This is a genomic window from Aquipseudomonas alcaligenes NBRC 14159, assembly GCF_000467105.1.
In the GTDB taxonomy this organism is placed as follows: domain Bacteria; phylum Pseudomonadota; class Gammaproteobacteria; order Pseudomonadales; family Pseudomonadaceae; genus Aquipseudomonas; species Aquipseudomonas alcaligenes.
In genome coordinates, this window is record NZ_BATI01000009.1 from 154,015 (window position 1) to 175,955 (window position 21,941).

General features: G+C 64.6%; 20 protein-coding genes. All 20 read left to right on the forward strand.

Going from position 1 to position 21,941, the window contains the following annotated elements; genetic code table 11:
• The gene (locus tag PA6_RS07250) at positions 1-870 is read left to right on the forward strand and encodes a DMT family transporter (protein ID WP_021700246.1); all 870 of its coding nucleotides are present in this window, start codon (positions 1-3) and stop codon (positions 868-870) included.
• Positions 871-947: 77 nt separating this feature from the next.
• On the forward strand, positions 948-2,318 hold the full coding sequence (purB, locus tag PA6_RS07255; protein WP_021700247.1) for an adenylosuccinate lyase: 1,371 nt from the start codon (positions 948-950) through the stop codon (positions 2,316-2,318).
• A gap of 78 nt (positions 2,319-2,396) precedes the next feature.
• Entirely contained in the window at positions 2,397-3,563 is a 1,167-nt protein-coding gene (locus tag PA6_RS07260) for a ribosomal protein uL16 3-hydroxylase (protein ID WP_021700248.1), read from the forward strand.
• Positions 3,556-3,981: a GNAT family N-acetyltransferase gene (locus PA6_RS07265; RefSeq protein WP_021700249.1), complete on the forward strand. Its 426-nt coding sequence runs from the start codon at positions 3,556-3,558 to the stop codon at positions 3,979-3,981. The genes PA6_RS07260 and PA6_RS07265 overlap by 8 nt, the downstream gene beginning before the upstream one ends.
• A gap of 10 nt (positions 3,982-3,991) precedes the next feature.
• On the forward strand, positions 3,992-4,624 hold the full coding sequence (locus tag PA6_RS07270) for a DUF7931 domain-containing protein (RefSeq protein WP_021700250.1): 633 nt from the start codon (positions 3,992-3,994) through the stop codon (positions 4,622-4,624).
• Entirely contained in the window at positions 4,621-5,430 is an 810-nt protein-coding gene (locus tag PA6_RS07275) for a secretin N-terminal domain-containing protein (protein WP_021700251.1), read from the forward strand. The genes PA6_RS07270 and PA6_RS07275 overlap by 4 nt, the downstream gene beginning before the upstream one ends.
• A 475-nt stretch (positions 5,431-5,905) precedes the next feature.
• The gene (locus PA6_RS07280; protein ID WP_021700252.1) at positions 5,906-7,501 is read left to right on the forward strand and encodes an isocitrate lyase; all 1,596 of its coding nucleotides are present in this window, start codon (positions 5,906-5,908) and stop codon (positions 7,499-7,501) included.
• 142 nt (positions 7,502-7,643) lie between these two features.
• Positions 7,644-8,258 (forward strand): murein L,D-transpeptidase catalytic domain-containing protein, encoded by a 615-nt coding sequence (locus tag PA6_RS07285; RefSeq protein WP_021700253.1) that lies wholly within the window; start codon positions 7,644-7,646, stop codon positions 8,256-8,258.
• 324 nt (positions 8,259-8,582) lie between these two features.
• On the forward strand, positions 8,583-8,996 hold the full coding sequence (locus PA6_RS07290; RefSeq protein ID WP_021700254.1) for an NADH-quinone oxidoreductase subunit A: 414 nt from the start codon (positions 8,583-8,585) through the stop codon (positions 8,994-8,996).
• 10 nt (positions 8,997-9,006) lie between these two features.
• Positions 9,007-9,684: a NuoB/complex I 20 kDa subunit family protein gene (locus PA6_RS07295; protein WP_021700255.1), complete on the forward strand. Its 678-nt coding sequence runs from the start codon at positions 9,007-9,009 to the stop codon at positions 9,682-9,684.
• A gap of 56 nt (positions 9,685-9,740) precedes the next feature.
• Entirely contained in the window at positions 9,741-11,522 is a 1,782-nt protein-coding gene (gene nuoC, locus PA6_RS07300; protein WP_021700256.1) for an NADH-quinone oxidoreductase subunit C/D, read from the forward strand.
• Between the two features lie 4 nt (positions 11,523-11,526).
• Positions 11,527-12,027 (forward strand): NADH-quinone oxidoreductase subunit NuoE, encoded by a 501-nt coding sequence (gene nuoE, locus PA6_RS07305; protein WP_021700257.1) that lies wholly within the window; start codon positions 11,527-11,529, stop codon positions 12,025-12,027.
• Entirely contained in the window at positions 12,027-13,376 is a 1,350-nt protein-coding gene (gene nuoF, locus PA6_RS07310) for an NADH-quinone oxidoreductase subunit NuoF (protein WP_043216429.1), read from the forward strand. Before nuoE ends, nuoF begins: the two co-directional genes overlap by 1 nt.
• 86 nt (positions 13,377-13,462) lie before the next feature.
• Positions 13,463-16,171 carry an NADH-quinone oxidoreductase subunit NuoG gene (nuoG, locus tag PA6_RS07315; RefSeq protein WP_021700259.1) on the forward strand — a complete coding sequence of 903 codons (2,709 nt, stop codon included), beginning with the start codon at positions 13,463-13,465 and terminating at the stop codon, positions 16,169-16,171.
• Positions 16,168-17,160 (forward strand): NADH-quinone oxidoreductase subunit NuoH, encoded by a 993-nt coding sequence (gene nuoH / locus PA6_RS07320; RefSeq protein WP_021700260.1) that lies wholly within the window; start codon positions 16,168-16,170, stop codon positions 17,158-17,160. Before nuoG ends, nuoH begins: the two co-directional genes overlap by 4 nt.
• Before the next feature lie 12 nt (positions 17,161-17,172).
• A complete protein-coding gene (nuoI, locus tag PA6_RS07325) occupies positions 17,173-17,721 on the forward strand; it encodes an NADH-quinone oxidoreductase subunit NuoI (RefSeq protein WP_021700261.1) in 549 nt (182 codons plus the stop codon).
• Positions 17,722-17,731: 10 nt separating this feature from the next.
• Positions 17,732-18,241: an NADH-quinone oxidoreductase subunit J gene (gene nuoJ, locus PA6_RS07330; protein WP_021700262.1), complete on the forward strand. Its 510-nt coding sequence runs from the start codon at positions 17,732-17,734 to the stop codon at positions 18,239-18,241.
• Positions 18,238-18,546 carry an NADH-quinone oxidoreductase subunit NuoK gene (gene nuoK / locus PA6_RS07335; RefSeq protein WP_021700263.1) on the forward strand — a complete coding sequence of 103 codons (309 nt, stop codon included), beginning with the start codon at positions 18,238-18,240 and terminating at the stop codon, positions 18,544-18,546. The genes nuoJ and nuoK overlap by 4 nt, the downstream gene beginning before the upstream one ends.
• Positions 18,543-20,390 (forward strand): NADH-quinone oxidoreductase subunit L, encoded by a 1,848-nt coding sequence (nuoL, locus tag PA6_RS07340; protein ID WP_021700264.1) that lies wholly within the window; start codon positions 18,543-18,545, stop codon positions 20,388-20,390. Before nuoK ends, nuoL begins: the two co-directional genes overlap by 4 nt.
• Positions 20,391-20,403: 13 nt before the next feature.
• A complete protein-coding gene (gene nuoM / locus PA6_RS07345) occupies positions 20,404-21,933 on the forward strand; it encodes an NADH-quinone oxidoreductase subunit M (protein WP_021700265.1) in 1,530 nt (509 codons plus the stop codon).
• Positions 21,934-21,941 lie beyond the last annotated feature (8 nt).

A 21,941-nucleotide genomic window follows, 5' to 3' on the forward strand; every position in this document is an offset into this window, starting at 1 on the left:
GTGAGCCCGCCCAGCCGCAGCGTCAAACCGGTACAGGGCGCCCTGCTGCTGGCACTCTCCGCCCTGCTGTTCTCGCTGATGGGCGTGGGCATCCGCGAGATCTCAAGTGGGGTCAACAACGAGTCGGTGGTGTTCTTCCGCAACCTGGTCGGCGTGCTGTTCTTCCTGCCGCTGCTGCTGTTCAAGGGCGCCGCGCCGCTGAAGACCGGCCGTATCAAATCGCATCTGTGGCGCACCGGCTACGGCCTGGCGGCGATGTACTGCTTCTTCTATGCGATAGCGCACCTGCCGCTGGCCGACGCCATGCTGTTCACCTACTCGGCGCCGGTGTTCACCCCCGTGCTGGCCTGGTGGCTACTCAAGGAACCGCTGACCAAGCGCATGCTGGTCACCACCGCCATCGGCCTGGTCGGCGTGCTGCTGGTGGCCAAGCCCAGCCAGGCACTGCTCGACAGCCAGGCGCTGGTTGGCCTGGCCGCGAGCATCCTGGCCGCCTTCGCCTTCGTCTCCATCCGCGAGATGAGCGACAGCGAACCGGCCTTTCGCATCGTCTTCTACTTCTCGCTGTTCAGCGCGCTGATCTCCGCCGTGCCGCTGACCTGGGCCTGGCAGCCGCTGGATTCGCACCAACTCGGCCTGCTGCTGGTGATCGGCCTGCTCGCCACGGTGAGCCAGATCGTCATGTCCAAGGCTTACGGCCTGGCCCCACCCGGACTGATCGGCCCCTTCGCCTACCTCGCCATCGTCTTCGCCGGCGTTATCGCCTGGCTGCGCTGGGGCGAGACGCCGGACCTCAGCTCGCTCCTCGGTGCCGCGCTGATCTTCGCTTCCAGCCTGCTGTCCATCGCCCGGCGCCCGACCGCCCGCTAATCGGACGGGCCTGCAGCGGCGACTTCATGTATGATGTGCGCCCTTTTCGTTGACCGACCTGTCCGAGAACGCCCCTCATGCAGCTCTCCTCGCTCACCGCGGTTTCCCCCGTCGATGGCCGCTACGCCGGCAAAACCAGCGCCCTGCGCCCGATCTTCAGCGAATACGGCCTGATCCGTTTCCGCGTGATGGTCGAAGTCCGCTGGCTGCAGCGCCTGGCCGCCCATGAAGGCGTCGCCGAAGTCGCGCCCTTCTCCGCCGAAGCCAACGCCCTGCTCAACGAGCTGGCGGAGAACTTCGCCGTCGAGCACGCCGAGCGCGTGAAAGAGATCGAGCGCACCACCAACCACGACGTGAAAGCCGTGGAATACCTGCTCAAGGAGCAGGCCGCCAAGCTGCCGGAACTGGCCGCGGTCAGCGAATTCATCCACTTCACCTGCACCAGCGAGGACATCAACAACCTGTCCCACGCCCTGATGCTGCGCGAAGGCCGCGACACCGTGCTGCTGCCGCTGATGAAGCAGATCGCCGGCGCCATCCGCGAGCTGGCCGTAAAATTCGCTGGCGTGCCGATGCTGTCGCGCACCCACGGCCAACCGGCCTCGCCGACCACCCTCGGCAAGGAGCTGGCCAACGTCGTCTACCGCCTGGAGCGGCAGATCGCCCAGGTGGCCGCCGTGCCGCTGCTGGGCAAGATCAACGGCGCCGTGGGCAACTACAACGCCCACCTGTCCGCCTACCCGCAGATCGACTGGGAAGCCAACGCCCAGCAGTTCATCGAAGGCGACCTGGGCCTGCAGTGGAACCCCTACACCACGCAGATCGAGCCGCACGACTACATCGCCGAACTGTTCGACGCCATCGCCCGCTTCAACACCATCCTGATCGACTTCGACCGCGACGTCTGGGGCTACATCTCCCTCGGCTACTTCAAGCAGAAGACCGTGGCTGGTGAAATCGGCTCCTCGACCATGCCGCACAAGGTCAACCCGATCGACTTCGAGAACTCCGAAGGCAACCTCGGCATCGCCAACGCGATCTTCCAGCACCTGGCCAGCAAGCTGCCGATCTCGCGCTGGCAGCGCGACCTGACCGACTCCACCGTGCTGCGCAACCTCGGTGTCGGCTTCGCGCACAGCGTCATCGCCTACGAAGCCAGCCTCAAGGGCATCGGCAAGCTGGAGCTGAACGAACAACGCATCGCCGCCGACCTGGACGCCTGCTGGGAAGTCCTGGCCGAGCCGATCCAGACCGTGATGCGCCGCTACGCCATCGAGAATCCCTACGAGAAGCTCAAGGAGCTGACCCGCGGCAAGGGCATCAGCCCCGAGGCGCTGCTCGCCTTCATCGATGGCCTCGACATGCCGGCTGCCGCCAAGGAGGAGCTCAAAGAGCTCACCCCGGCGCGCTACATCGGCAACGCCGTCGCCCAGGCCCAGCGCGTCTGAGCGCCACCAGCCTCCTCAACGCCCGGCTGAGCCGGGCGTTTTTGTTTTAGCCATTTCATCTCTTTCAAGGGCTTAGCCATGAATCCTGATACTCCTCTGCAGCTGCTGGGCGGCCTTACTCCTCGCGAGTTCCTGCGTGACTACTGGCAGCAGAAGCCCCTGCTGGTGCGCCAGGCCATCCCCGGCTTCGAGAGCCCGATCAGCGCCGACGAGCTGGCCGGCCTGGCCCTGGAAGAGGAAGTCGAGTCGCGCCTGGTGCTGGAGCACGGCGCCCACCCCTGGGAACTGCGCCGCGGCCCGTTCGCCGAGGACACCTTCAGCCAGCTGCCGGAGCGCGACTGGACGCTGCTGGTGCAGGCCGTCGACCAGTTCGTGCCGGAGGTGGCCGAGGTACTGAAGGACTTCGGCTTCCTGCCCAGCTGGCGTATCGACGATCTGATGATCAGCTTCGCCGCTCCGGGCGGCAGCGTCGGCCCGCATTTCGACAACTACGACGTGTTCCTGCTGCAGGCCGAAGGCCAGCGCCGCTGGAAGATCGGCCAGATGTGCGAGGCCGACAGCAAACTGCTGGCGCACGCCGACCTGCGCATCCTCGCCGAATTCGAGCAGACCGACGAGTGGGTACTGGAGCCGGGCGACATGCTCTACCTGCCGCCGCGCCTGGCCCACTACGGCATCGCCGAAGACGACTGCATGACCTACTCGGTCGGCTTCCGCGCCCCCAGCGCCGCCGAAGTACTGACCCACTTTACCGACTTCCTCGCCCAGTTCCTGCCCGACGAGGAGCGCTACAGCGACGCCGGCATGGCACCGATCAGCGATCCGCACCAGATCCAGCAAGAGGCCCTCGACCGCCTCAAGGCCCTGCTGACCGAGCACATGAGCGACGAGCGCCTGCTGCTGACCTGGTTCGGTCAGTTCATGACCGAGCCGCGCTACCCGGAACTGGTCAGCGGCCCGGAGATTGAGGAAGCGGATTTCCTCGCCGCCCTCGAAGACGGCGCCGTGCTGGTACGCAACCCCAGCGCACGCCTGGCCTGGAGCGAAGTGGACGTCGGCCTGGTGCTGTTCGCCAGCGGCCAGAGCCGTCTGCTGCCGGCCCATCTCAAGGAACTGCTGCGCCTGATCTGCGCCGCCGATGCCCTGCACACCGACAACCTGGCGCCTTGGTTGGCGGACGAGGACGGGCGTACACTGGTGCGTGAACTGGTCCAGCAAGGAAGTTTGGAGTTTGCTGATGAGTGAGATCCACGTCCGCCTCGCCCACTGGCAAAAGGACAATGCCGATCTGCGGCGCATCCGCGAAGCGGTCTTTATCGCCGAGCAGGCCGTGCCCGCAGAGCTCGAATGGGACGATGAGGACATCGAGGCCGTGCATTTTCTCGCCTGCGAGGGCGACTACCCGATCGGCACCGCGCGCCTGCTGGCCGACGGGCAGATCGGCCGGGTCTCGGTGCTCAGGGACTGGCGCGGCCTGAAGGTCGGCGAAGCGCTGATGCGCGCCGCCATCGAAGCCGCCGAACAGCGTGGCCAGCGCGAGCAGAAGCTCAGCGCCCAGGTCCATGCTGCGGCCTTCTACGAGCGCCTCGGCTTTCACATCGAAGGCGACGAGTACCTCGAGGCTGGCATTCCCCACGTCATGATGGTGCGCCATAGGGACTAGGACAGCAGCAATGAGCGAAGAAAACGCCCCGAACGACACGAACGAACCGGATCTGCCGGCCATCGATTTCCAGTCGCCGGGGCGTTTTGCCGTGCACAATCCGCCGAACCCGCCCAGCCTCTCTACCGAGCCGCGTGAACCGGCGCCCTTCTTGCTCGGCAGCCACGTCGAGCTGCAACGTTTCAACCGCCCGGAGCAGGCCCAGGCGCATGCTCTGGCCCTGCTGCAACAGGCACGTTTCAACCTAAGCCTCTACAGCCCCGACCTGGAAGCCTGGCTCTACAGCCACAGCAGCGTGCAGGACGCCTGCACCCAGTTTCTCCTGGCCAGCCCGAAGAACCGCCTGCGCATTCTCGTGCGCGATGTCGGCCGGCCGGTCAGGCAGGGGCATCGCCTGCTCAACCTGGCCAAGCGCATCACCAGCAACCTGCACATTCGCCGGGTCAATCCCGACCAGCCCTGCGACGAGAGCGCCTACCTGTTGGCCGATGATCGCGGCCTGCTGCTGCGCGAGCAGCCCGAGCAATACGCCGGCTACGCCCTCTACAACGACCCCGGCCGCGTCCGCCAGCGCCAGGCGCAATTTGACCAGGCCTGGGACATCAGCCTTTCCGACCCCGACCTGCGGAGCTTCCTGCTATGACCCTGCGCGCCTGCTTCCTCGCTCTGACGCTCGGCCTGAGCCTGCCGCTGCAGGCTGCCACCGAGCTGATCCAGCTCAACTATCGCACCGCCGAGGACGTGCTGCCGGTGGTGCAGGCGGCACTGGATGGCCAGGGCAAGGCCAGCCCCTATGGCAACCAGCTGGTCATCAATGCCACACCGGAGAAAATCCAGGAGGTGCGCGACCTCCTGCACCAGCTGGATACCGCACCGCGCCGCCTGCTGATCAGCGTCGACACCAGCGAGACCAGCTTCCAGGACCGCGACGGCTACCGCGTCGACGGCAGCGCCAGTGCCGGCGACGTCGAGGTGATCGCCGGGCGCGGCGAAGTACAGGGGCGCGACCAGGTGCGCATCATCCGCCGCTCCACCAGCAGCAACAGCGGCGGCACCCAGCAGGTGCAGGCCACCGAGGGCTACCCGGCACTGATCCAGGTCGGCCAGAGCGTGCCGCTCACTACCACCAGTGTCGGCCCCTATGGCCAGGTCTATCAGAACACCGAGTACCGCAACGTCAACCAGGGCTTCTACGTCACCGCTAACGTCACCGGGGATAGGGTTCACGTCAGCATCAGCAGCAACAACGACCGCGTGAACCAGTACCAGCCCGGCGTGATCGACACCCAGAGCACCGATACGCGGGTCAGCGGTCGGCTCGGCGAGTGGATTCCCCTGGGCGGCATCAGCGGCGAGAACCGCAGCCAGGACTCGGCCTTTCTGCGCCAGCATTCCACCCGCGGCGCCAACGACATGAGCCTGCGCATCCGCGTCGAGGCGCTCGACTAAGGTCTAACCCTCATCCATGTAGTTGCACAAAAAAAGCACTACAAAACGATTGACGAACGCCCGTTTGAAAGCGCATGATGGCGCCGCTCCCGCTAGCCAGGGGCTCTTCGCAGAGCCTCCAGATCGATCCCGTACCACCATTCGGGGCGGTCCGTGTTTTAACAGCCCACAAGGCGTTTTAACGAGGTTGCGACTGGAACGAAAGTTGTCCTGAGGGACGGGGAAGCCTAAGCGTTATCAGCCAGACCATTCGAGCAGAACCTGCATCGCCTAGTGGCATCCACGAGCCGCGCAGCCGCAGCAACTGTCTCACCGGGCTGTCTTGTTTCGTCCTCCCCCGCCTCTGCCGCGCTCTCGTCTCCGTCAAAATCTCGAAGTCTGCCCTGTGTCGCCCGCAACACTGCAAGCTTTTTTGCACGTTGGTTTTGGGTGGGAAGTCGGTGCTCAACCAAACTCATACTTTGAAGGATTGACCATGTCAGCTTATCAAAACGACATCAAAGCCGTTGCCGCTCTGAAAGAAGCCGCAGGCAGCAGCTGGAGCGCGATCAACCCTGAGTCCGTCGCTCGCATGCGCGCTCAGAACCGCTTCAAGACCGGTCTGGAAATCGCCCAGTACACCGCTGACATCATGCGCAAAGACATGGCCGAGTACGACGCCGACTCGTCCAAGTACACCCAGTCCCTGGGTTGCTGGCACGGCTTCATCGGTCAGCAGAAGCTGATCGCCATCAAGAAGCACCTGGGCACCACCAACAAGCGCTACCTGTACCTGTCCGGCTGGATGGTTGCTGCTCTGCGTTCCGACTTCGGCCCGCTGCCGGACCAGTCGATGCACGAGAAGACTGCCGTCTCCGACCTGATCGAAGAGCTGTACACCTTCCTGCGCCAGGCTGACAGCCGCGAACTGGACCTGCTGTTCACCGCCCTGGACGCCGCTCGCGAAGCTGGCGACAGCGCCAAGGCTGCCGAGATCCAGAAGCAGATCGACAACTACGAAACCCACATCGTCCCGATCATCGCCGACATCGACGCTGGTTTCGGTAACCCGGAAGCCACCTACCTGCTGGCCAAGCGCATGATCGAAGCAGGCGCTTGCTGCATCCAGATCGAAAACCAGGTTTCCGACGAGAAGCAGTGCGGCCACCAAGACGGCAAAGTGACCGTTCCGCACGCTGACTTCCTGGCCAAGATCGCTGCCGTTCGTTACGCCTTCCTGGAACTGGGCATCGACAACGGCGTGATCGTTGCTCGTACCGACTCCCTGGGTGCCGGCCTGACCAAGCAGATCGCCGTGACCAAAGAGCCGGGCGACCTGGGCGACCTGTACAACTCCTTCCTGGATTGCGAAGAAGTTGCCGCCTCCGACCTGGGCAACGGTGACGTTGTGATCAACCGCGGTGGCAAACTGCTGCGTCCGAAGCGCCTGCCGTCCAACCTGTTCCAGTTCCGTGCTGGCACCGGCGAAGACCGTTGCGTACTGGACTGCATCACCTCGCTGCAGAACGGTGCTGACCTGCTGTGGATCGAAACCGAGAAGCCGCACGTTGGCCAGATCAAGGGCATGGTTGACCGCATCCGCGAAGTCATTCCGAACGCCAAGCTGGTTTACAACAACAGCCCGTCCTTCAACTGGACCCTGAACTTCCGTCAGCAAGTGTTCGATGCATTCGTTGCCGAAGGCAAAGACGTTTCCGCCTACGACCGCGCCAAGCTGATGAGCGTCGAGTACGACGAGACCGAACTGGCTCAGGTTGCTGATGAGAAGATCCGTACCTTCCAGCGCGACGGTTCGGCTCACGCCGGCATCTTCCACCACCTGATCACCCTGCCGACCTACCACACCGCCGCTCTGTCGACCGACAACCTGGCCAAAGGCTACTTCGCCGACCAGGGCATGCTGGCCTACGTGAAAGGCGTTCAGCGTCAGGAACTGCGTCAGGGTATCGCCTGCGTCAAGCACCAGAACATGGCTGGTTCCGACATCGGCGACAACCACAAAGAGTACTTCGCTGGCGAAGCTGCTCTGAAGGCCAGCGGTAAAGACAACACCATGAACCAGTTCCACTAATAGGAACCGGCTCTGCGGTTCGCCGCAGGTGTTATCAGGGGAAGCCCCGGCAGCAATGCCGGGGCTTCTTCATTTCCGCCCCTTGCGTGAAGACAGGCAACCGGCCTTAACTGGGCAACACCCAGCCACCACGATCGCCGCCATGCCCAGACTGCCGCTAGCCGGCCTGCTCATTGCCCTCGCCTGCAGCGCCACGGCCAACGACCTGCAGCAGGTGCTTCCCGCCAACACCGCTGCCGATATTCGCCAGCAATTGCAGGGTAATCGACACGCCCATTTCGCCGTGGTGGACTACGCACGGCACTCCAGCCAGCCACGCCTGATGCTCTTCGAGCGCAACAGCCTGGGCCTACTCGCCAGCTACAGGGTTGCCCACGGCCAGGGCTCGGACCCCGACCATGATGGTTTTACCGACCACTATTCCGACGCACCGGGCAGCCATGCCAGCTCACTCGGCACGCTGCGCACCGACCAGGTCTACCAAAGCAACGCGCCGGGACACGGCCTTTCCATGCGCCTGATCGGCCTGAGCCCCGGCAATGCCAATGCCGAGCGCCGCGCCATCGTGCTGCATGCCAAGAGCTACATGGAGGACGACTTCATCCGCCGCCACGGCGTGGCCGGCCGCAGCCATGGTTGCCTGGTACTGGCCGGTACCGACCGGGACAAGGCCATAGCGCTTCTGCGCGGCGGCGCACTGATTTTCGTCATCGACTCGCGACTCAGTGCGCACCACTATCTCGCCCGAAATCGATAGAACTTGCTCCGTAATTAAGGACGCTCGGTAAAACACTGCGCTCCGCCCACGCATCAATAAGGCTGGGGCTGTAAACAATTACCGACAGAACCTTGCAGAAAAGCGTCATGCACGACTAATACCAAAGCAGTAATTACGCCTGCAGCCCACACCAGCCGGCCCATTGCGGCCGTCTACAGCCTTGGAGCGTTCATTTTTTTATTCGGAAAAATTTACTTAGCGCGCCAAGCAGGCATAAAATTGCCGCCACTACTTTGCAGGGCAATCCCATGAGGTTGCTCTACCATTATTAAAAAGCCGCCCCTTTACCCAAGGAGCTCCGGCATGCCTGATGCGGTAACGACCATGTCCCACAACTGGGCCTTCGCTGTATTCCTGCTCGGAGTCTTCGGGCTCATCGCTTTCATGCTCGGCCTGTCCAGCCTGCTGGGGAGCAAGGCCTGGGGGCGCAGCAAGAATGATCCCTTCGAATCGGGCATGCTTCCGGTTGGCAGTGCCCGCCTGCGTCTCTCGGCAAAGTTCTATCTGGTCGCGATGCTGTTCGTGATCTTCGACGTTGAAGCCCTCTTCCTCTTCGCTTGGGCAGTCTCGGTACGCGAAAGCGGCTGGGCCGGCCTGATCGAAGCTACAGTTTTCATAGCAATTCTGTTGGCTGGTCTTGTCTATCTTTGGCGTATCGGTGCGCTCGACTGGGCACCCGAAGGCCGTCGTAATCGGCAGGCGAAGCTGAAACAATGAGGCTTTGGCGATGCAATACAAACTTACTCGGATCGATCCGGATGCGCCTAACGAGCAGTATCCGATCGGCCAGCGGGAGACCGTAGCCGATCCACTGCTTGAGGATGAGGTCCACAAGAACATCTTCATGGGCAAGCTTGAAGATGTGCTCAACGGTGCGGTGAACTGGGGTCGCAAGAACTCCCTGTGGCCGTACAACTTCGGCCTGTCCTGCTGCTACGTGGAAATGACCACCGCCTTCACGGCGCCGCACGACATCGCGCGTTTCGGCGCTGAAGTCATTCGTGCGTCACCGCGCCAGGCCGACTTCATGGTCATCGCCGGCACCTGCTTCATCAAGATGGCGCCGGTCATTCAGCGCCTGTACGAGCAGATGCTGGAACCCAAGTGGGTCATCTCCATGGGTTCGTGCGCCAACTCCGGCGGCATGTATGACATCTACTCTGTGGTGCAGGGGGTCGACAAGTTCCTCCCCGTGGACGTCTACATCCCTGGCTGCCCGCCCCGTCCGGAGGCATTCCTGCAAGGCCTGATGCTGCTGCAGGAGTCCATCGGTCAGGAGCGTCGCCCGTTGTCCTGGGTCGTCGGCGATCAAGGCATCTACCGTGCCGACATGCCGTCGCAGAAGGAGCAGCGCCGCGAACAGCGCATCGCTGTAACCAACCTGCGCAGCCCCGACGAAGTGTGAGCCGGCTCCCCGAGCCCGCTCACTGACGCCGTACACCGCCGATAGCGACCGAGACCATGACTGCAGACAGCATTCTGTCCGTTCCACCGTACAAGGCCGATGACCAGGATGTGGTCGTCGAGCTGAACTCCCGTTTCGGTGCCGAGACCTTCACCGTCCAGAGCACCCGCACCGGCATGCCGGTGCTGTGGGTCGCCCGTGATCGCCTGATCAACGTGCTGACCTTCCTGCGCAACCTGCCGCGCCCCTACGTCATGCTGTACGACCTGCATGGCGTCGACGAGCGCCTGCGCACCCAGCGCCGCGGCCTGCCGGGCGCCGACTTCACGGTGTTCTACCACCTGATGTCGATCGAGCGTAACAGCGACATCATGATCAAGGTCGCCCTCAAGGAAGGTGATCTCAACGTCCCCACCGTCACCGGTATCTGGCCCAACGCCAACTGGTACGAGCGTGAGGTCTGGGACCTGTACGGCATCACCTTCCAGGGCCACCCGCACCTGACCCGCATCATGATGCCGCCGACCTGGGAAGGTCACCCGCTGCGCAAGGACTACCCGGCGCGCGCCACCGAATTCGATCCGTTCAGCCTGACCCTGGCCAAGCAGCAGCTGGAAGAAGAAGCTGCGCGCTTCAAGCCGGAAGACTGGGGCATGAAGCGCCAGGGCGAGCACGAGGACTACATGTTCCTCAACCTCGGCCCGAACCACCCGTCCGCGCACGGTGCGTTCCGCATCATCCTGCAGCTGGACGGTGAGGAGATCATCGACTGCGTCCCGGACATCGGCTACCACCACCGTGGCGCCGAGAAGATGGCCGAGCGCCAGTCCTGGCACAGCTTCATCCCCTACACCGACCGTATCGACTACCTCGGCGGGGTGATGAACAACCTGCCCTACGTTCTGTCGGTCGAGAAGCTGGCCGGGATCAAGGTGCCGGACCGCGTCGACTTCATCCGCGTGATGCTCGCCGAGTTCTTCCGCATCACCAGCCACCTGCTGTTCCTGGGTACCTATATCCAGGACGTCGGCGCCATGACCCCGGTGTTCTTCACCTTCACCGACCGTCAGCGCGCCTACAAGGTGATCGAGGCCATCACCGGCTTCCGCCTGCACCCGGCCTGGTATCGTATCGGCGGCGTCGCCCACGACCTGCCGCGCGGCTGGGACAAGCTGGTCAAGGAATTCGTCGACTGGCTGCCCAAGCGCCTCGACGAGTACACCAAGGCCGCGCTGAAGAACAGCATCCTCATCGGTCGTACCAAGGGCGTGGCCCAGTACAACACCAAGGAAGCGCTGGAATGGGGCGTCACCGGCGCCGGCCTGCGCTCCACCGGCCTGGACTTCGACCTGCGCAAGGCGCGTCCGTACTCCGGCTACGAGCACTTCGACTTCGAAGTGCCGCTGGCCCACAACGGCGACGCCTATGACCGCTGCATGGTTCGCGTCGAGGAGATGCGCCAGAGCATCCGCATCATCGACCAGTGCCTGCGCAACATGCCGGAAGGCCCGTACAAGGCGGACCACCCGCTGACCACGCCGCCGCCGAAAGAGCGCACCCTGCAGCACATCGAGACCCTGATCACCCACTTCCTGCAAGTTTCCTGGGGCCCGGTCATGCCGGCCAACGAAAGCTTCCAGATGATCGAGGCGACCAAGGGTATCAACAGCTACTACCTGACCAGCGACGGCAGCACCATGAGCTACCGCACGCGTATCCGTACGCCCAGCTTCGCCCACCTGCAGCAGATCCCCTCGGTGATCCGCGGCAGCATGATCGCGGACCTGATCGCCTACCTGGGTAGCATCGATTTCGTTATGGCCGACGTGGACCGCTAATCACATGAGCCAAACTGACCTGATCCAAACCGACCGCTTCGAACTCAGCCAGGCCGAGTACGACGCCATCGAACACGAAATGCACCACTACGAGGACCCGCGCGCGGCGTCCATCGAAGCCCTGAAGATCGTGCAGAAGCAGCGTGGCTGGGTGCCGGACGGCGCCATCTACGCCATCGCCGACATCCTCGGCATCCCGGCCAGCGACGTCGAGGGCGTGGCTACCTTCTACAGCCAGATCTTCCGCGTGCCAGTCGGCCGCCACGTGATCCGTGTGTGCGACAGCATGACCTGCTTCATCGGCGGCCACGAGAACCTGCTTGGCAGCCTCAAGGACAAACTCGGCATCGCCCCCGGCCAGACCACCGCCGACGGTCGCTTCACCCTGCTGCCGGTGTGCTGCCTGGGTAACTGCGACAAGGCCCCGGCGGTGATGATCGACGACGACACCTACGGCAACCTCGATGCCGCAGGCATCGCCCAGCTGCTGGAGTCCTACGCATGATGAAGACTCTTACCTCCATCGGCCCGATCAACAGCATCGCCCGCAGCGAAGAGACCCATCCGCTGACCTGGCGCCTGCGTGACGACGCCCAGCCGGTATGGCTGGAGGAATACCAGGCGAAGAACGGCTACGCCGCCGCGCGCAAGGCTCTGAGCGAAATGGCTCAGGCCGACATCGTGCAGACGGTCAAGGACTCCGGCCTCAAGGGCCGCGGCGGTGCGGGCTTCCCCACCGGCGTGAAGTGGGGCCTGATGCCGGCCGACGAATCCATGAACATCCGCTACCTGCTGTGCAACGCGGACGAAATGGAGCCGAACACCTGGAAGGACCGCCTGCTCATGGAGCAGCTGCCGCACCTGCTGGTGGAAGGCATGCTGATCTCCGCACGCGCGCTGAAGGCCTACCGCGGCTACATCTTCCTGCGCGGCGAATACGTCGACGCGGCCGCCAACCTCAATCGCGCCATCGATGAAGCCAAGGCCGCCGGCCTGCTGGGCAAGAACATCCTCGGCAGCGGCTTCGACTTCGAGCTTTTCGTGCATACCGGCGCCGGTCGCTACATCTGCGGTGAAGAAACCGCGCTGATCAACTCCCTCGAAGGCCGTCGCGCCAACCCGCGCTCCAAGCCGCCCTTCCCCGCCGCCGTCGGCGTGTGGGGCAAGCCGACCTGTGTGAACAACGTCGAGACCCTGTGCAACGTGCCGGCGATCGTTGCCAACGGCGTCGACTGGTACAAGACTCTGGCCCGCCCGGGCAGCGAAGACATGGGCACCAAGCTGATGGGCTTCTCCGGCAAGGTGAAGAACCCCGGCCTGTGGGAACTGCCATTCGGCATCCCGGCCCGCGAGCTGTTCGAGGACTACGCCGGCGGCATGCGTGACGGCTACAAGCTGAAATGCTGGCAGCCCGGCGGCGCCGGTACCGGCTTCCTGCTGCCCGAGCACCTCGATGCGGCGATGTTCGCCGGCGGTATCGCCAAGGTCGGCACCCGTATGGGCACCGGCCTGGCCCTGGCCGTGGACGACTCGGTCAACATGGTCTCGCTGCTGCGCAACATGGAAGAGTTCTTCGCCCGCGAATCCTGCGGCTGGTGCACCCCGTGCCGCGACGGCCTGCCGTGGAGCGTGAAGATTCTCCGCGCCCTGGAACGCAAGCAAGGCACCCAGCAGGACATCGATACCCTACTCGGCCTGGTCAACTTCCTCGGCCCCGGCAAGACCTTCTGCGCCCATGCACCGGGCGCCGTCGAACCGCTGGGTAGTGCGATCAAGTATTTCCGTCCGGAGTTCGAGGCTGGCGTGGCCAGCTCGGGCGCACCGGCTGCCGCGGCGCAATTCGCCCCGGCCTGAAGCATTGGCGTCGCGGCCGCGGCCGCGATGCAACCGTGATTCCATTAGCCAAGCCCGTTTCGACGGGTAAGAAGAAACCTGAAACCATGGCCACTATCCACGTAGACGGCAAAGATTTCGAAGTCGATGGGGCGGACAACCTGCTGCAGGCCTGTCTGTCGCTCGGGCTCGATATCCCTTACTTCTGCTGGCACCCGGCGCTCGGCAGCGTCGGCGCCTGCCGCCAGTGCGCGGTGAAGCAGTACACCGACGAGAACGACAAGCGCGGCCGCATCGTCATGTCCTGCATGACACCAGCGACCGACAACACCTGGATCAGTATCGACGACGAAGAGTCCAAGGCGTTCCGCGCCAGCGTCGTCGAGTGGCTGATGACCAACCACCCGCACGACTGCCCGGTGTGCGAGGAAGGCGGTCACTGCCACCTGCAGGACATGACGGTGATGACCGGCCACAACCAGCGCCGGTACCGCTTCACCAAGCGTACCCACCAGAACCAGCAGCTCGGCCCGTTCATCTCCCACGAGATGAACCGCTGCATCGCCTGCTACCGCTGCGTGCGCTATTACAAGGACTACGCCGGCGGCACCGACCTCGGCGTCTATGGCGCACACGACAACGTGTACTTCGGCCGCGTCGAAGACGGCGTGCTGGAGAGCGAATTCTCCGGCAACCTCACCGAGGTCTGCCCGACTGGCGTGTTCACCGACAAGACCCACTCCGAGCGCTACAACCGCAAGTGGGACATGCAGTTCGCCCCGAGCATCTGCCATGGCTGCTCCAGCGGCTGCAACATCAGCCCCGGCGAACGCTACGGCGAGATCCGCCGCATCGAGAACCGCTTCAACGGCTCGGTGAACCACTACTTCCTGTGTGACCGCGGCCGCTTCGGCTACGGCTACACCAACCGTGACGACCGTCCGCGCCAGCCGCTGCTGGGCAGCCAGAAGCTCGGCATCGACGCCGCGCTGGACAAGGCCGCCGAGCTGCTCAAGGGCAAGCGCGTGATCGGCATCGGCTCGCCGCGCGCCAGCCTGGAAAGCAACCACGCCCTGCGCGAACTGGTGGGCGAGGCCAACTTCTACAGCGGCATCGGCGCCGTCGAGCTGGACAACCTCCGTCTGATCCGCGATGTGCTGCAGAACGGTCCGCTGCCGGTGCCGTCGATCCGCGAAATCGAAGACCACGACGCCGTGTTCGTCCTCGGCGAAGATCTGACCCAGACCGCCGCGCGTATCGCCCTGGCCCTGCGCCAGTCGGTCAAGGGCAAGGCCACCGAAATCGCCGCCTCGATGAAGATCCAGGACTGGCACATGGCTGCGGTGCAGAACGTCGCTCAGGACGCGCTGAACCCGCTGTTCATTGCCAGCGTCGACGCCACCCGCCTGGACGACGTGGCCGAAGCTTGCGTACATGCCGCGCCCGCCGACCTGGCGCGCATCGGCTTTGCCGTGGCCCACGCCATCGACCCGAGCGCTCCGGCCGTGACCGGTCTGGACGCCGAGGCCGCCGAGCTTGTTCAGCTGATTGCCGACGCCCTGCTGGCCGGCAAGCGTCCGCTGATCGTCAGCGGCGCCTCGCTGGGCGAGAAGAGCATCATCGAAGCCGCCGCGAACATCGCCCAGGCCCTGAAGAACCGCGAGAAGAACGCCTCCATCAGCCTGGTAGTGCCGGAAGCCAACAGCATGGGCCTGGCCCTGTTCGGTGGCGACTCGGCAGACGCCGCGCTGGAAGCCCTGACCACCGGCAAAGCCGATGCCGTGATCGTGCTGGAAAACGACCTGTATCGCCGCGCCGACGCCGCCAAGGTGGATGCAGCCCTCGCTGCCGCCAAGGCGGTGATCGTCGCCGACCACCAGCAGACCGCCACCACCGCCAAGGCCCACCTGGTGCTGTCCGCATCCAGCTTCGCCGAAGGCGACGGCACCCTGGTCAGCCAGGAAGGCCGTGCCCAGCGCTTCTTCCAGGTGTTCGAGCCGAGCTACTACGACAGCAACATCCTGGTGCGCGAGGGCTGGCGCTGGATGCACGCGCTGCACTGCACTCTGCAGGGCAAGGCCGTGGACTGGACCCAGCTGGACCAGGTCACCGAAGCCGTGGCCGCCAGCAGTTCCGTGCTGGCTGCGATCAAGGACGCCGCGCCGAACGCTTCGTTCCGCATCAAGGGCCTCAAGCTCGCGCGCGAACCGCTGCGTTACAGCGGCCGTACCGCCATGCGCGCCAACATCAGCGTGCACGAGCCGCGTCAGCCGCAGGACCAGGACTCCGCCTTCGCCTTCTCCATGGAAGGCTATTCGGGCAGCAAGGAAGACCGTCAGCAGATTCCGTTCGCCTGGTCGCCGGGCTGGAACTCGCCGCAGGCCTGGAACAAGTTCCAGGACGAAGTCGGCGGCCATCTGCGCGCCGGTGATCCGGGCGTGCGCCTGATCGAGTCGCAGGGCAAGACCCTGGCCTGGTTTGCCGTGCCGGGCGCCTTTGCCCCGGCCCAGGGCACCTGGCAGGTCGTGCCGATGCACCACCTGTTCGGCAGCGAGGAGAACTCCTCGCGCGCCGCGCCCGTGCAGGAGCGCATCCAGCCTGCCTACGTCGCCTTGGCCAAAGCCGAGGCCGAGCGTCTGGGCATCAATGACGGCGCGCTGCTCAGCCTGACCGTCGCCGGCCAGGCCCTGCGCCTGCCGGTAAAAGTCAGCGAAGACCTGGCCCTGGGCCTGGTCGGCCTGCCGGTCGGCTTCGCCGGCATCCCGGCGGCCATTGCCGGCGCCACAGCGACTGGACTGCAGGAGGCCGCCCAATGAGCTGGCTGACGCCCGAACTGATCGACGTCATCATTGCCGTCCTCAAGGCCATCGTCATCCTGCTGGTGGTGGTGGTCTGTGGTGCGCTGCTGAGCTTCGTCGAACGTCGTCTGCTGGGCTGGTGGCAGGACCGCTACGGTCCGAACCGCGTCGGCCCGTTCGGCATGTTCCAGATCGCTGCGGACATGCTGAAGATGTTCTTCAAGGAAGACTGGACGCCACCGTTCGCCGACAAGTTCATCTTCATGCTGGCGCCGATGATCGCCTTCGCCGCCATGCTGATGGCCTTCGCGATCATCCCGGTGACCCCGTCCTGGGGCGTGGCGGACCTGAACATCGGCATCCTGTTCTTCTTCGCCATGGCCGGTCTGTCGGTGTACGCCGTGCTGTTCGCCGGCTGGTCGAGCAACAACAAGTTCGCCCTGCTCGGCAGCCTGCGCGCGTCGGCCCAGACCATCTCCTACGAGGTGTTCCTGGCCCTGGCGCTGATGGGCATCGTCGCCCAGGTCGGCTCGTTCAACATGCGCGACATCGTCGACTACCAGGCCGAAAACCTGTGGTTCATCATTCCGCAGTTCTTCGGCTTCTGTACCTTCTTCATCGCCGGCGTCGCCGTGACCCACCGTCACCCGTTCGACCAGCCGGAGGCGGAGCAGGAGCTGGCCGACGGCTACCACATCGAATATGCCGGCATGAAATGGGGCATGTTCTTCGTCGGCGAGTACATCGGCATCGTGACGATCTCGGCCCTGTTGGTGACCCTGTTCTTCGGCGGCTGGCACGGCCCGTTCGGCATCCTGCCGCAGATCCCGTTCTTCTGGTTCGCCCTGAAAACCTGCTTCTTCATCATGATCTTCATCCTGCTGCGCGCCTCGATTCCGCGCCCGCGATATGACCAGGTCATGGCGTTCAGCTGGAAGTTCTGCCTGCCGCTGACTCTGATCAACCTGCTGGTGACCGGCGCGCTCGTGCTGGCCTCGGCCCAGTAAGGAGAAACACACATGTTCAAGTACATCTGGGACGTGGTGCACGGCACCTGGACCCAACTGCGCAGCCTGGTCATGGTCTTCAGCCATGGCTTCCGCAAGCGCGACACCCTGCAGTACCCGGAAGAACCGGTGTACCTGCCGCCGCGCTACCGCGGCCGCATCGTGCTGACCCGCGACCCCGACGGCGAGGAGCGCTGCGTCGCCTGCAACCTGTGCGCCGTGGCCTGCCCGGTCGGCTGCATTTCGCTGCAGAAGGCCGAGACCGAGGACGGTCGCTGGTACCCGGAGTTCTTCCGCATCAACTTCTCGCGCTGCATCTTCTGCGGCCTGTGCGAGGAGGCCTGCCCGACCACCGCAATCCAGCTCACCCCGGACTTCGAGATGGGCGAGTTCAAGCGCCAGGATCTGGTCTACGAGAAGGAAGACCTGCTGATCAGCGGGCCGGGCAAGAACCCGGACTACAACTTCTACCGCGTCTCCGGCATGGCCATTGCCGGCAAGCCGAAAGGCGCCGCGCAGAGCGAAGCCGAACCGATCAACGTCAAAGGCCTGCTGCCCTGAGGAGAGGATGATGGAGTTTGCTTTCTACCTCGCCGCGGGCGTTGCCGTGGCGTCTACAGTAATGGTCATCACCGGGACAAACCCGGTGCATGCCCTGCTCAACCTGATCGTCTCGCTGCTGGCCGTGGCCTGCACATTCTTCGCCCTGGGTGCGCCGTTTGCCGGCGCCCTGGAGATCATCGTCTACGCCGGCGCCATCATGGTGCTGTTCGTCTTCGTGGTGATGATGCTCAACCTCGGCCCGGCGGCTTCCGAGCAGGAAAAGAAATGGCTGACGCCCGGCATCTGGACCGGCCCGGCCATCCTCTCCGCCCTGTTGCTGGCACAACTGCTGTACGCCCTGTTCGCCACTCCGAGCGGTGCCGCCATCGGCCTTGAAACCGTCGATGCCAAGGCCGTCGGCATCAGCCTGTTCGGCCCCTACCTGCTGGTGGTCGAGCTGGCCTCCATGCTGCTGCTCGCCGCCCTGGTGGCCGCCTACCACCTCGGCCGCCACGAAGCCAAGGAGCCCACCGCATGAATGCCATTCCCCTGGAACACGGCCTGGCGCTTGCCGCCGTGCTGTTCAGCCTGGGCCTGATCGGCCTGATGGTGCGCCGCAACATCCTCTTCGTGCTGATGAGCCTGGAAGTGATGATGAACGCCACCGCCCTCGCCTTCGTCGTCGCCGGCAGCCGCTGGGTGCAGCCTGACGGCCAGGTGATGTTCATTCTGGTGATCACCCTGGCAGCCGCCGAGGCCAGTATCGGCCTGGCGATCCTGCTACAGCAGTATCGCCGCTTCCACACCCTCGATGTCGACGCTGCCAGCGAGATGCGCGGATGAACCTTCTATTCCTCACCCTTCTCTTCCCGCTGCTCGGCTGGTTCCTGCTGGCCTTCTCCCGCGGGCGACTCTCGGAAAACACCGCAGCCCTGATCGGCGTCGGCTCGGTCGGCCTGGCCGCCCTCAGCGCCGCCTGGGTCATCCTGCAGTTCCTCAGCCTGCCGGCGGGTGGCGTCTACACCCAGACGCTGTGGCAGTGGATGAACGTCGGCAACCTGGCGCCGAGCTTCACCCTGCACCTGGACGGCCTGTCGGCCACCATGCTCGGCGTGGTCACCGGCGTCGGCTTCCTGATCCACCTGTTCGCCAGCTGGTACATGCGCGGTGAAGAGGGCTACTCGCGCTTCTTCGCCTACACCAACCTGTTCATCTTCAGCATGTTGCTGCTGGTACTCGGCGACAACCTGCTGGTGCTGTTCTTCGGCTGGGAAGGCGTGGGCCTGTGCTCGTACCTGCTGATCGGCTTCTATTACAAGCACGTGCCCAACGGTAACGCGGCGCTCAAGGCGTTCATCGTCACCCGTATCGGCGACGTGTTCCTGATGATCGGTCTGTTCCTGCTGTTCCTCAACCTCGGCACCCTGAACATCCAGGAGCTGATGGTGCTGGCGCCGCAGAAGTACGTGGCCGGTGATACCTGGCTGTGGGTCGCCACCCTGATGCTGCTCGGCGGTGCGGTGGGCAAATCCGCCCAGCTGCCGCTGCAGACCTGGCTGGCCGACGCGATGGCCGGTCCGACCCCGGTCTCTGCGCTGATTCACGCCGCCACCATGGTGACCGCGGGCGTCTATCTGATCGCCCGTACCCACGGCCTGTTCCTGCTGACCCCGGAGATTCTCGAACTGGTCGGCATAGTCGGCGCCGTAACTCTGGTGCTGGCCGGCTTCGCCGCCCTGGTGCAGACCGACATCAAGCGCATCCTCGCCTACTCGACCATGAGCCAGATCGGCTACATGTTCCTCGCCCTTGGCGTGCAGGCCTGGGACGCGGCGATCTTCCACCTGATGACCCACGCCTTCTTCAAGGCCCTGCTGTTCCTCGCATCCGGTGCGGTGATCCACGCCTGCCACCACGAGCAGAACATCTTCAAGATGGGCGGCCTGTGGAAGAAGCTGCCGCTGGCCTACGCCAGCTTCGTCGTCGGTGGCGCCGCCCTGGCCGCGCTGCCGCTGGTCACCGCCGGCTTCTACTCGAAGGACGAGATCCTCTGGGAAGCCTTCGCCAGTGGTCACAGCGAGCTGCTCTACGCCGGTCTGGCCGGTGCCTTCCTGACCTCGATCTACACCTTCCGCCTGATCTTCATCGCCTTCCATGGCGAGCAGAAGACCGAGGCCCATGCCGGTCACGGCCTGGCCCACAACCTGCCGCTGGCCACCCTGATCGTGCTCTCGACCGTCGTCGGCGCGCTGATCACCCCGCCGCTGGCCGGTGTGCTGCCGCAGAGCATCGGTCACGCCGGTGGCGAGGCCAAGCACGGCCTGGAGATCGCCTCGGGCGCCATCGCCCTGGCCGGTATCCTGCTGGCCGCGCTGCTGTTCCTCGGCAAGCGCACCTTCGCCACGACCGTTGCACAGAGCGCCCCGGGCCGCTTCCTGTCGGCCTGGTGGTTCGCCGCCTGGGGCTTCGACTGGCTCTACGACAAGCTGTTCGTCCAGCCCTACCTGCTGATCTGCCGTCTGCTCGGTCGCGATCCGATCGACCTGAGCATCGGCCTGGTGCCGCGCCTGGCCCGTGGCGGCAACGCCCTGCTGGCCCGCAGCCAGACCGGCCAGGTGCGCTGGTACGCCACTTCGATCGCCGGGGGTGCCGTGCTGGTACTCGCCGCCCTCCTCTTTCTGAGTTAAGGAAAACAGCCTGATGATTCTCCCCTGGCTAATCCTGATTCCCTTCATCGGTGGCCTGCTGTGCTGGCAGACCGAGCGCTTCGGCAACACGCTGCCGCGCTGGATCGCCCTGCTGACCATGGGTCTGCTGTTCGGCCTCGGCCTGTGGCTGTGGGCCAGCGCCGACTTCAGCCTGGCCCCCGCCCCCGGTGCCGAGCTGGCCTGGGCCGCCGAGTTCCAGGTGCAGTGGATCGAGCGCCTCGGCATCAGCATCCACCTCGGCCTCGACGGCCTGTCGGTGCTGATGATCGTCCTCACCGGCCTGCTCGGTGTGCTGTCGGTGCTGTGCTCGTGGAACGAAATCCAGAACCGCGTCGGCTTCTTCCACCTCAACCTGATGTGGATCCTCGGCGGCGTGGTCGGCGTGTTCCTCGCCATCGACCTGTTCCTGTTCTTCTTCTTCTGGGAAATGATGCTGGTGCCGATGTACTTCCTCATCGCGCTCTGGGGTCATAGCGGCAGCAAGGGTCACTCGCGGATCAACGCCGCCACCAAGTTCTTCATCTTCACCCAGGCCAGCGGCCTGATCATGCTGGTGGCGATCCTCGCCTTGGTGTTGATCAACTACAACGTCACCGGCGTGCTGACCTTCAACTACGAAGACCTGCTCAAGACCCAGCTGCCCTCCGGTACCGAGTACCTGCTGATGCTCGGCTTCTTCGCCGCCTTCGCCGTGAAGTTCCCGGTGGTTCCGGTGCACTCCTGGCTGCCGGATGCTCACGCCCAGGCGCCGACTGCTGGCTCCGTGGACCTCGCCGGCATCCTGCTGAAAACCGCCGCCTACGGCCTGATGCGTTTCGCCCTGCCGCTGTTCCCCAACGCCTCGGCCGAATTCGCGCCGATCGCCATGTGGCTCGGTGTGTTCGCCATCGCCTACGGCGCCTTCCTGTCGTTCGCGCAGACCGACATCAAGCGCCTGGTGGCCTACTCCAGCGTGTCGCATATGGGCTTCGTGCTGATCGCCATCTACTCCGGCAGCCACATCGCCCTGCAGGGCGCCGTGGTGCAGATGATGGCGCACGGCCTGTCCGCCGCTGCGCTGTTCATCCTCTGTGGCCAGCTCTACGAGCGCCTGCACACCCGTGACATGCGCGAGATGGGCGGTATCTGGGCTCGTCTGCCCTGGCTGCCGGCGGTGAGCCTGTTCTTTGCTGCCGCGGCGCTCGGCCTGCCGGGTACCGGCAACTTCGTCGGCGAATTCCTGATCCTGATCGGCAGCTTCCCGGCCGCGCCCTGGGTCGTGGTCCTGGCCGCCTGCGGCCTGGTGTTGGGCTCGGTCTACTCGCTGGCGATGATCCATCGCGCCTACTTCGGCCCGGCCAAGTCCGAGGCACCGCTGCAGGCCATGAAGGCTCGCGAGCTGTACATGGTGCTGGGCCTGGCGGTGCTGCTGATCCTGCTCGGCGTCTACCCGCAACCGGTGCTCGACACCTCCGCCGCCAGCATGCACGGCGTGCAGCAGTGGTTCAGCGGTGCCCTCACTCAACTCGCTTCGGTCCGGTAATCACGCGC

What these genes read in the sequence shown, in the direction of transcription:
- nuoL (WP_021700264.1), top strand. Translation starts at nt 18,543, where the DNA reads ATGAACCTTCTATTCCTCACCCTTCTCTTCCCGCTGCTCGGCTGGTTC.
- PA6_RS07270 (WP_021700250.1), top strand. Translation starts at nt 3,992, where the DNA reads ATGAGCGAAGAAAACGCCCCGAACGACACGAACGAACCGGATCTGCCG.
- nuoE (WP_021700257.1), top strand. Translation starts at nt 11,527, where the DNA reads ATGAGCCAAACTGACCTGATCCAAACCGACCGCTTCGAACTCAGCCAG.
- PA6_RS07265 (WP_021700249.1), top strand. Translation starts at nt 3,556, where the DNA reads ATGAGTGAGATCCACGTCCGCCTCGCCCACTGGCAAAAGGACAATGCC.
- nuoC (WP_021700256.1), top strand. Translation starts at nt 9,741, where the DNA reads ATGACTGCAGACAGCATTCTGTCCGTTCCACCGTACAAGGCCGATGAC.
- nuoM (WP_021700265.1), top strand. Translation starts at nt 20,404, where the DNA reads ATGATTCTCCCCTGGCTAATCCTGATTCCCTTCATCGGTGGCCTGCTG.
- nuoH (WP_021700260.1), top strand. Translation starts at nt 16,168, where the DNA reads ATGAGCTGGCTGACGCCCGAACTGATCGACGTCATCATTGCCGTCCTC.
- nuoI (WP_021700261.1), top strand. Translation starts at nt 17,173, where the DNA reads ATGTTCAAGTACATCTGGGACGTGGTGCACGGCACCTGGACCCAACTG.
- purB (WP_021700247.1), top strand. Translation starts at nt 948, where the DNA reads ATGCAGCTCTCCTCGCTCACCGCGGTTTCCCCCGTCGATGGCCGCTAC.
- nuoK (WP_021700263.1), top strand. Translation starts at nt 18,238, where the DNA reads ATGAATGCCATTCCCCTGGAACACGGCCTGGCGCTTGCCGCCGTGCTG.
- PA6_RS07280 (WP_021700252.1), top strand. Translation starts at nt 5,906, where the DNA reads ATGTCAGCTTATCAAAACGACATCAAAGCCGTTGCCGCTCTGAAAGAA.
- PA6_RS07275 (WP_021700251.1), top strand. Translation starts at nt 4,621, where the DNA reads ATGACCCTGCGCGCCTGCTTCCTCGCTCTGACGCTCGGCCTGAGCCTG.
- nuoJ (WP_021700262.1), top strand. Translation starts at nt 17,732, where the DNA reads ATGGAGTTTGCTTTCTACCTCGCCGCGGGCGTTGCCGTGGCGTCTACA.
- nuoG (WP_021700259.1), top strand. Translation starts at nt 13,463, where the DNA reads ATGGCCACTATCCACGTAGACGGCAAAGATTTCGAAGTCGATGGGGCG.
- PA6_RS07290 (WP_021700254.1), top strand. Translation starts at nt 8,583, where the DNA reads ATGCCTGATGCGGTAACGACCATGTCCCACAACTGGGCCTTCGCTGTA.
- PA6_RS07260 (WP_021700248.1), top strand. Translation starts at nt 2,397, where the DNA reads ATGAATCCTGATACTCCTCTGCAGCTGCTGGGCGGCCTTACTCCTCGC.
- PA6_RS07285 (WP_021700253.1), top strand. Translation starts at nt 7,644, where the DNA reads ATGCCCAGACTGCCGCTAGCCGGCCTGCTCATTGCCCTCGCCTGCAGC.
- nuoF (WP_043216429.1), top strand. Translation starts at nt 12,027, where the DNA reads ATGAAGACTCTTACCTCCATCGGCCCGATCAACAGCATCGCCCGCAGC.
- PA6_RS07295 (WP_021700255.1), top strand. Translation starts at nt 9,007, where the DNA reads ATGCAATACAAACTTACTCGGATCGATCCGGATGCGCCTAACGAGCAG.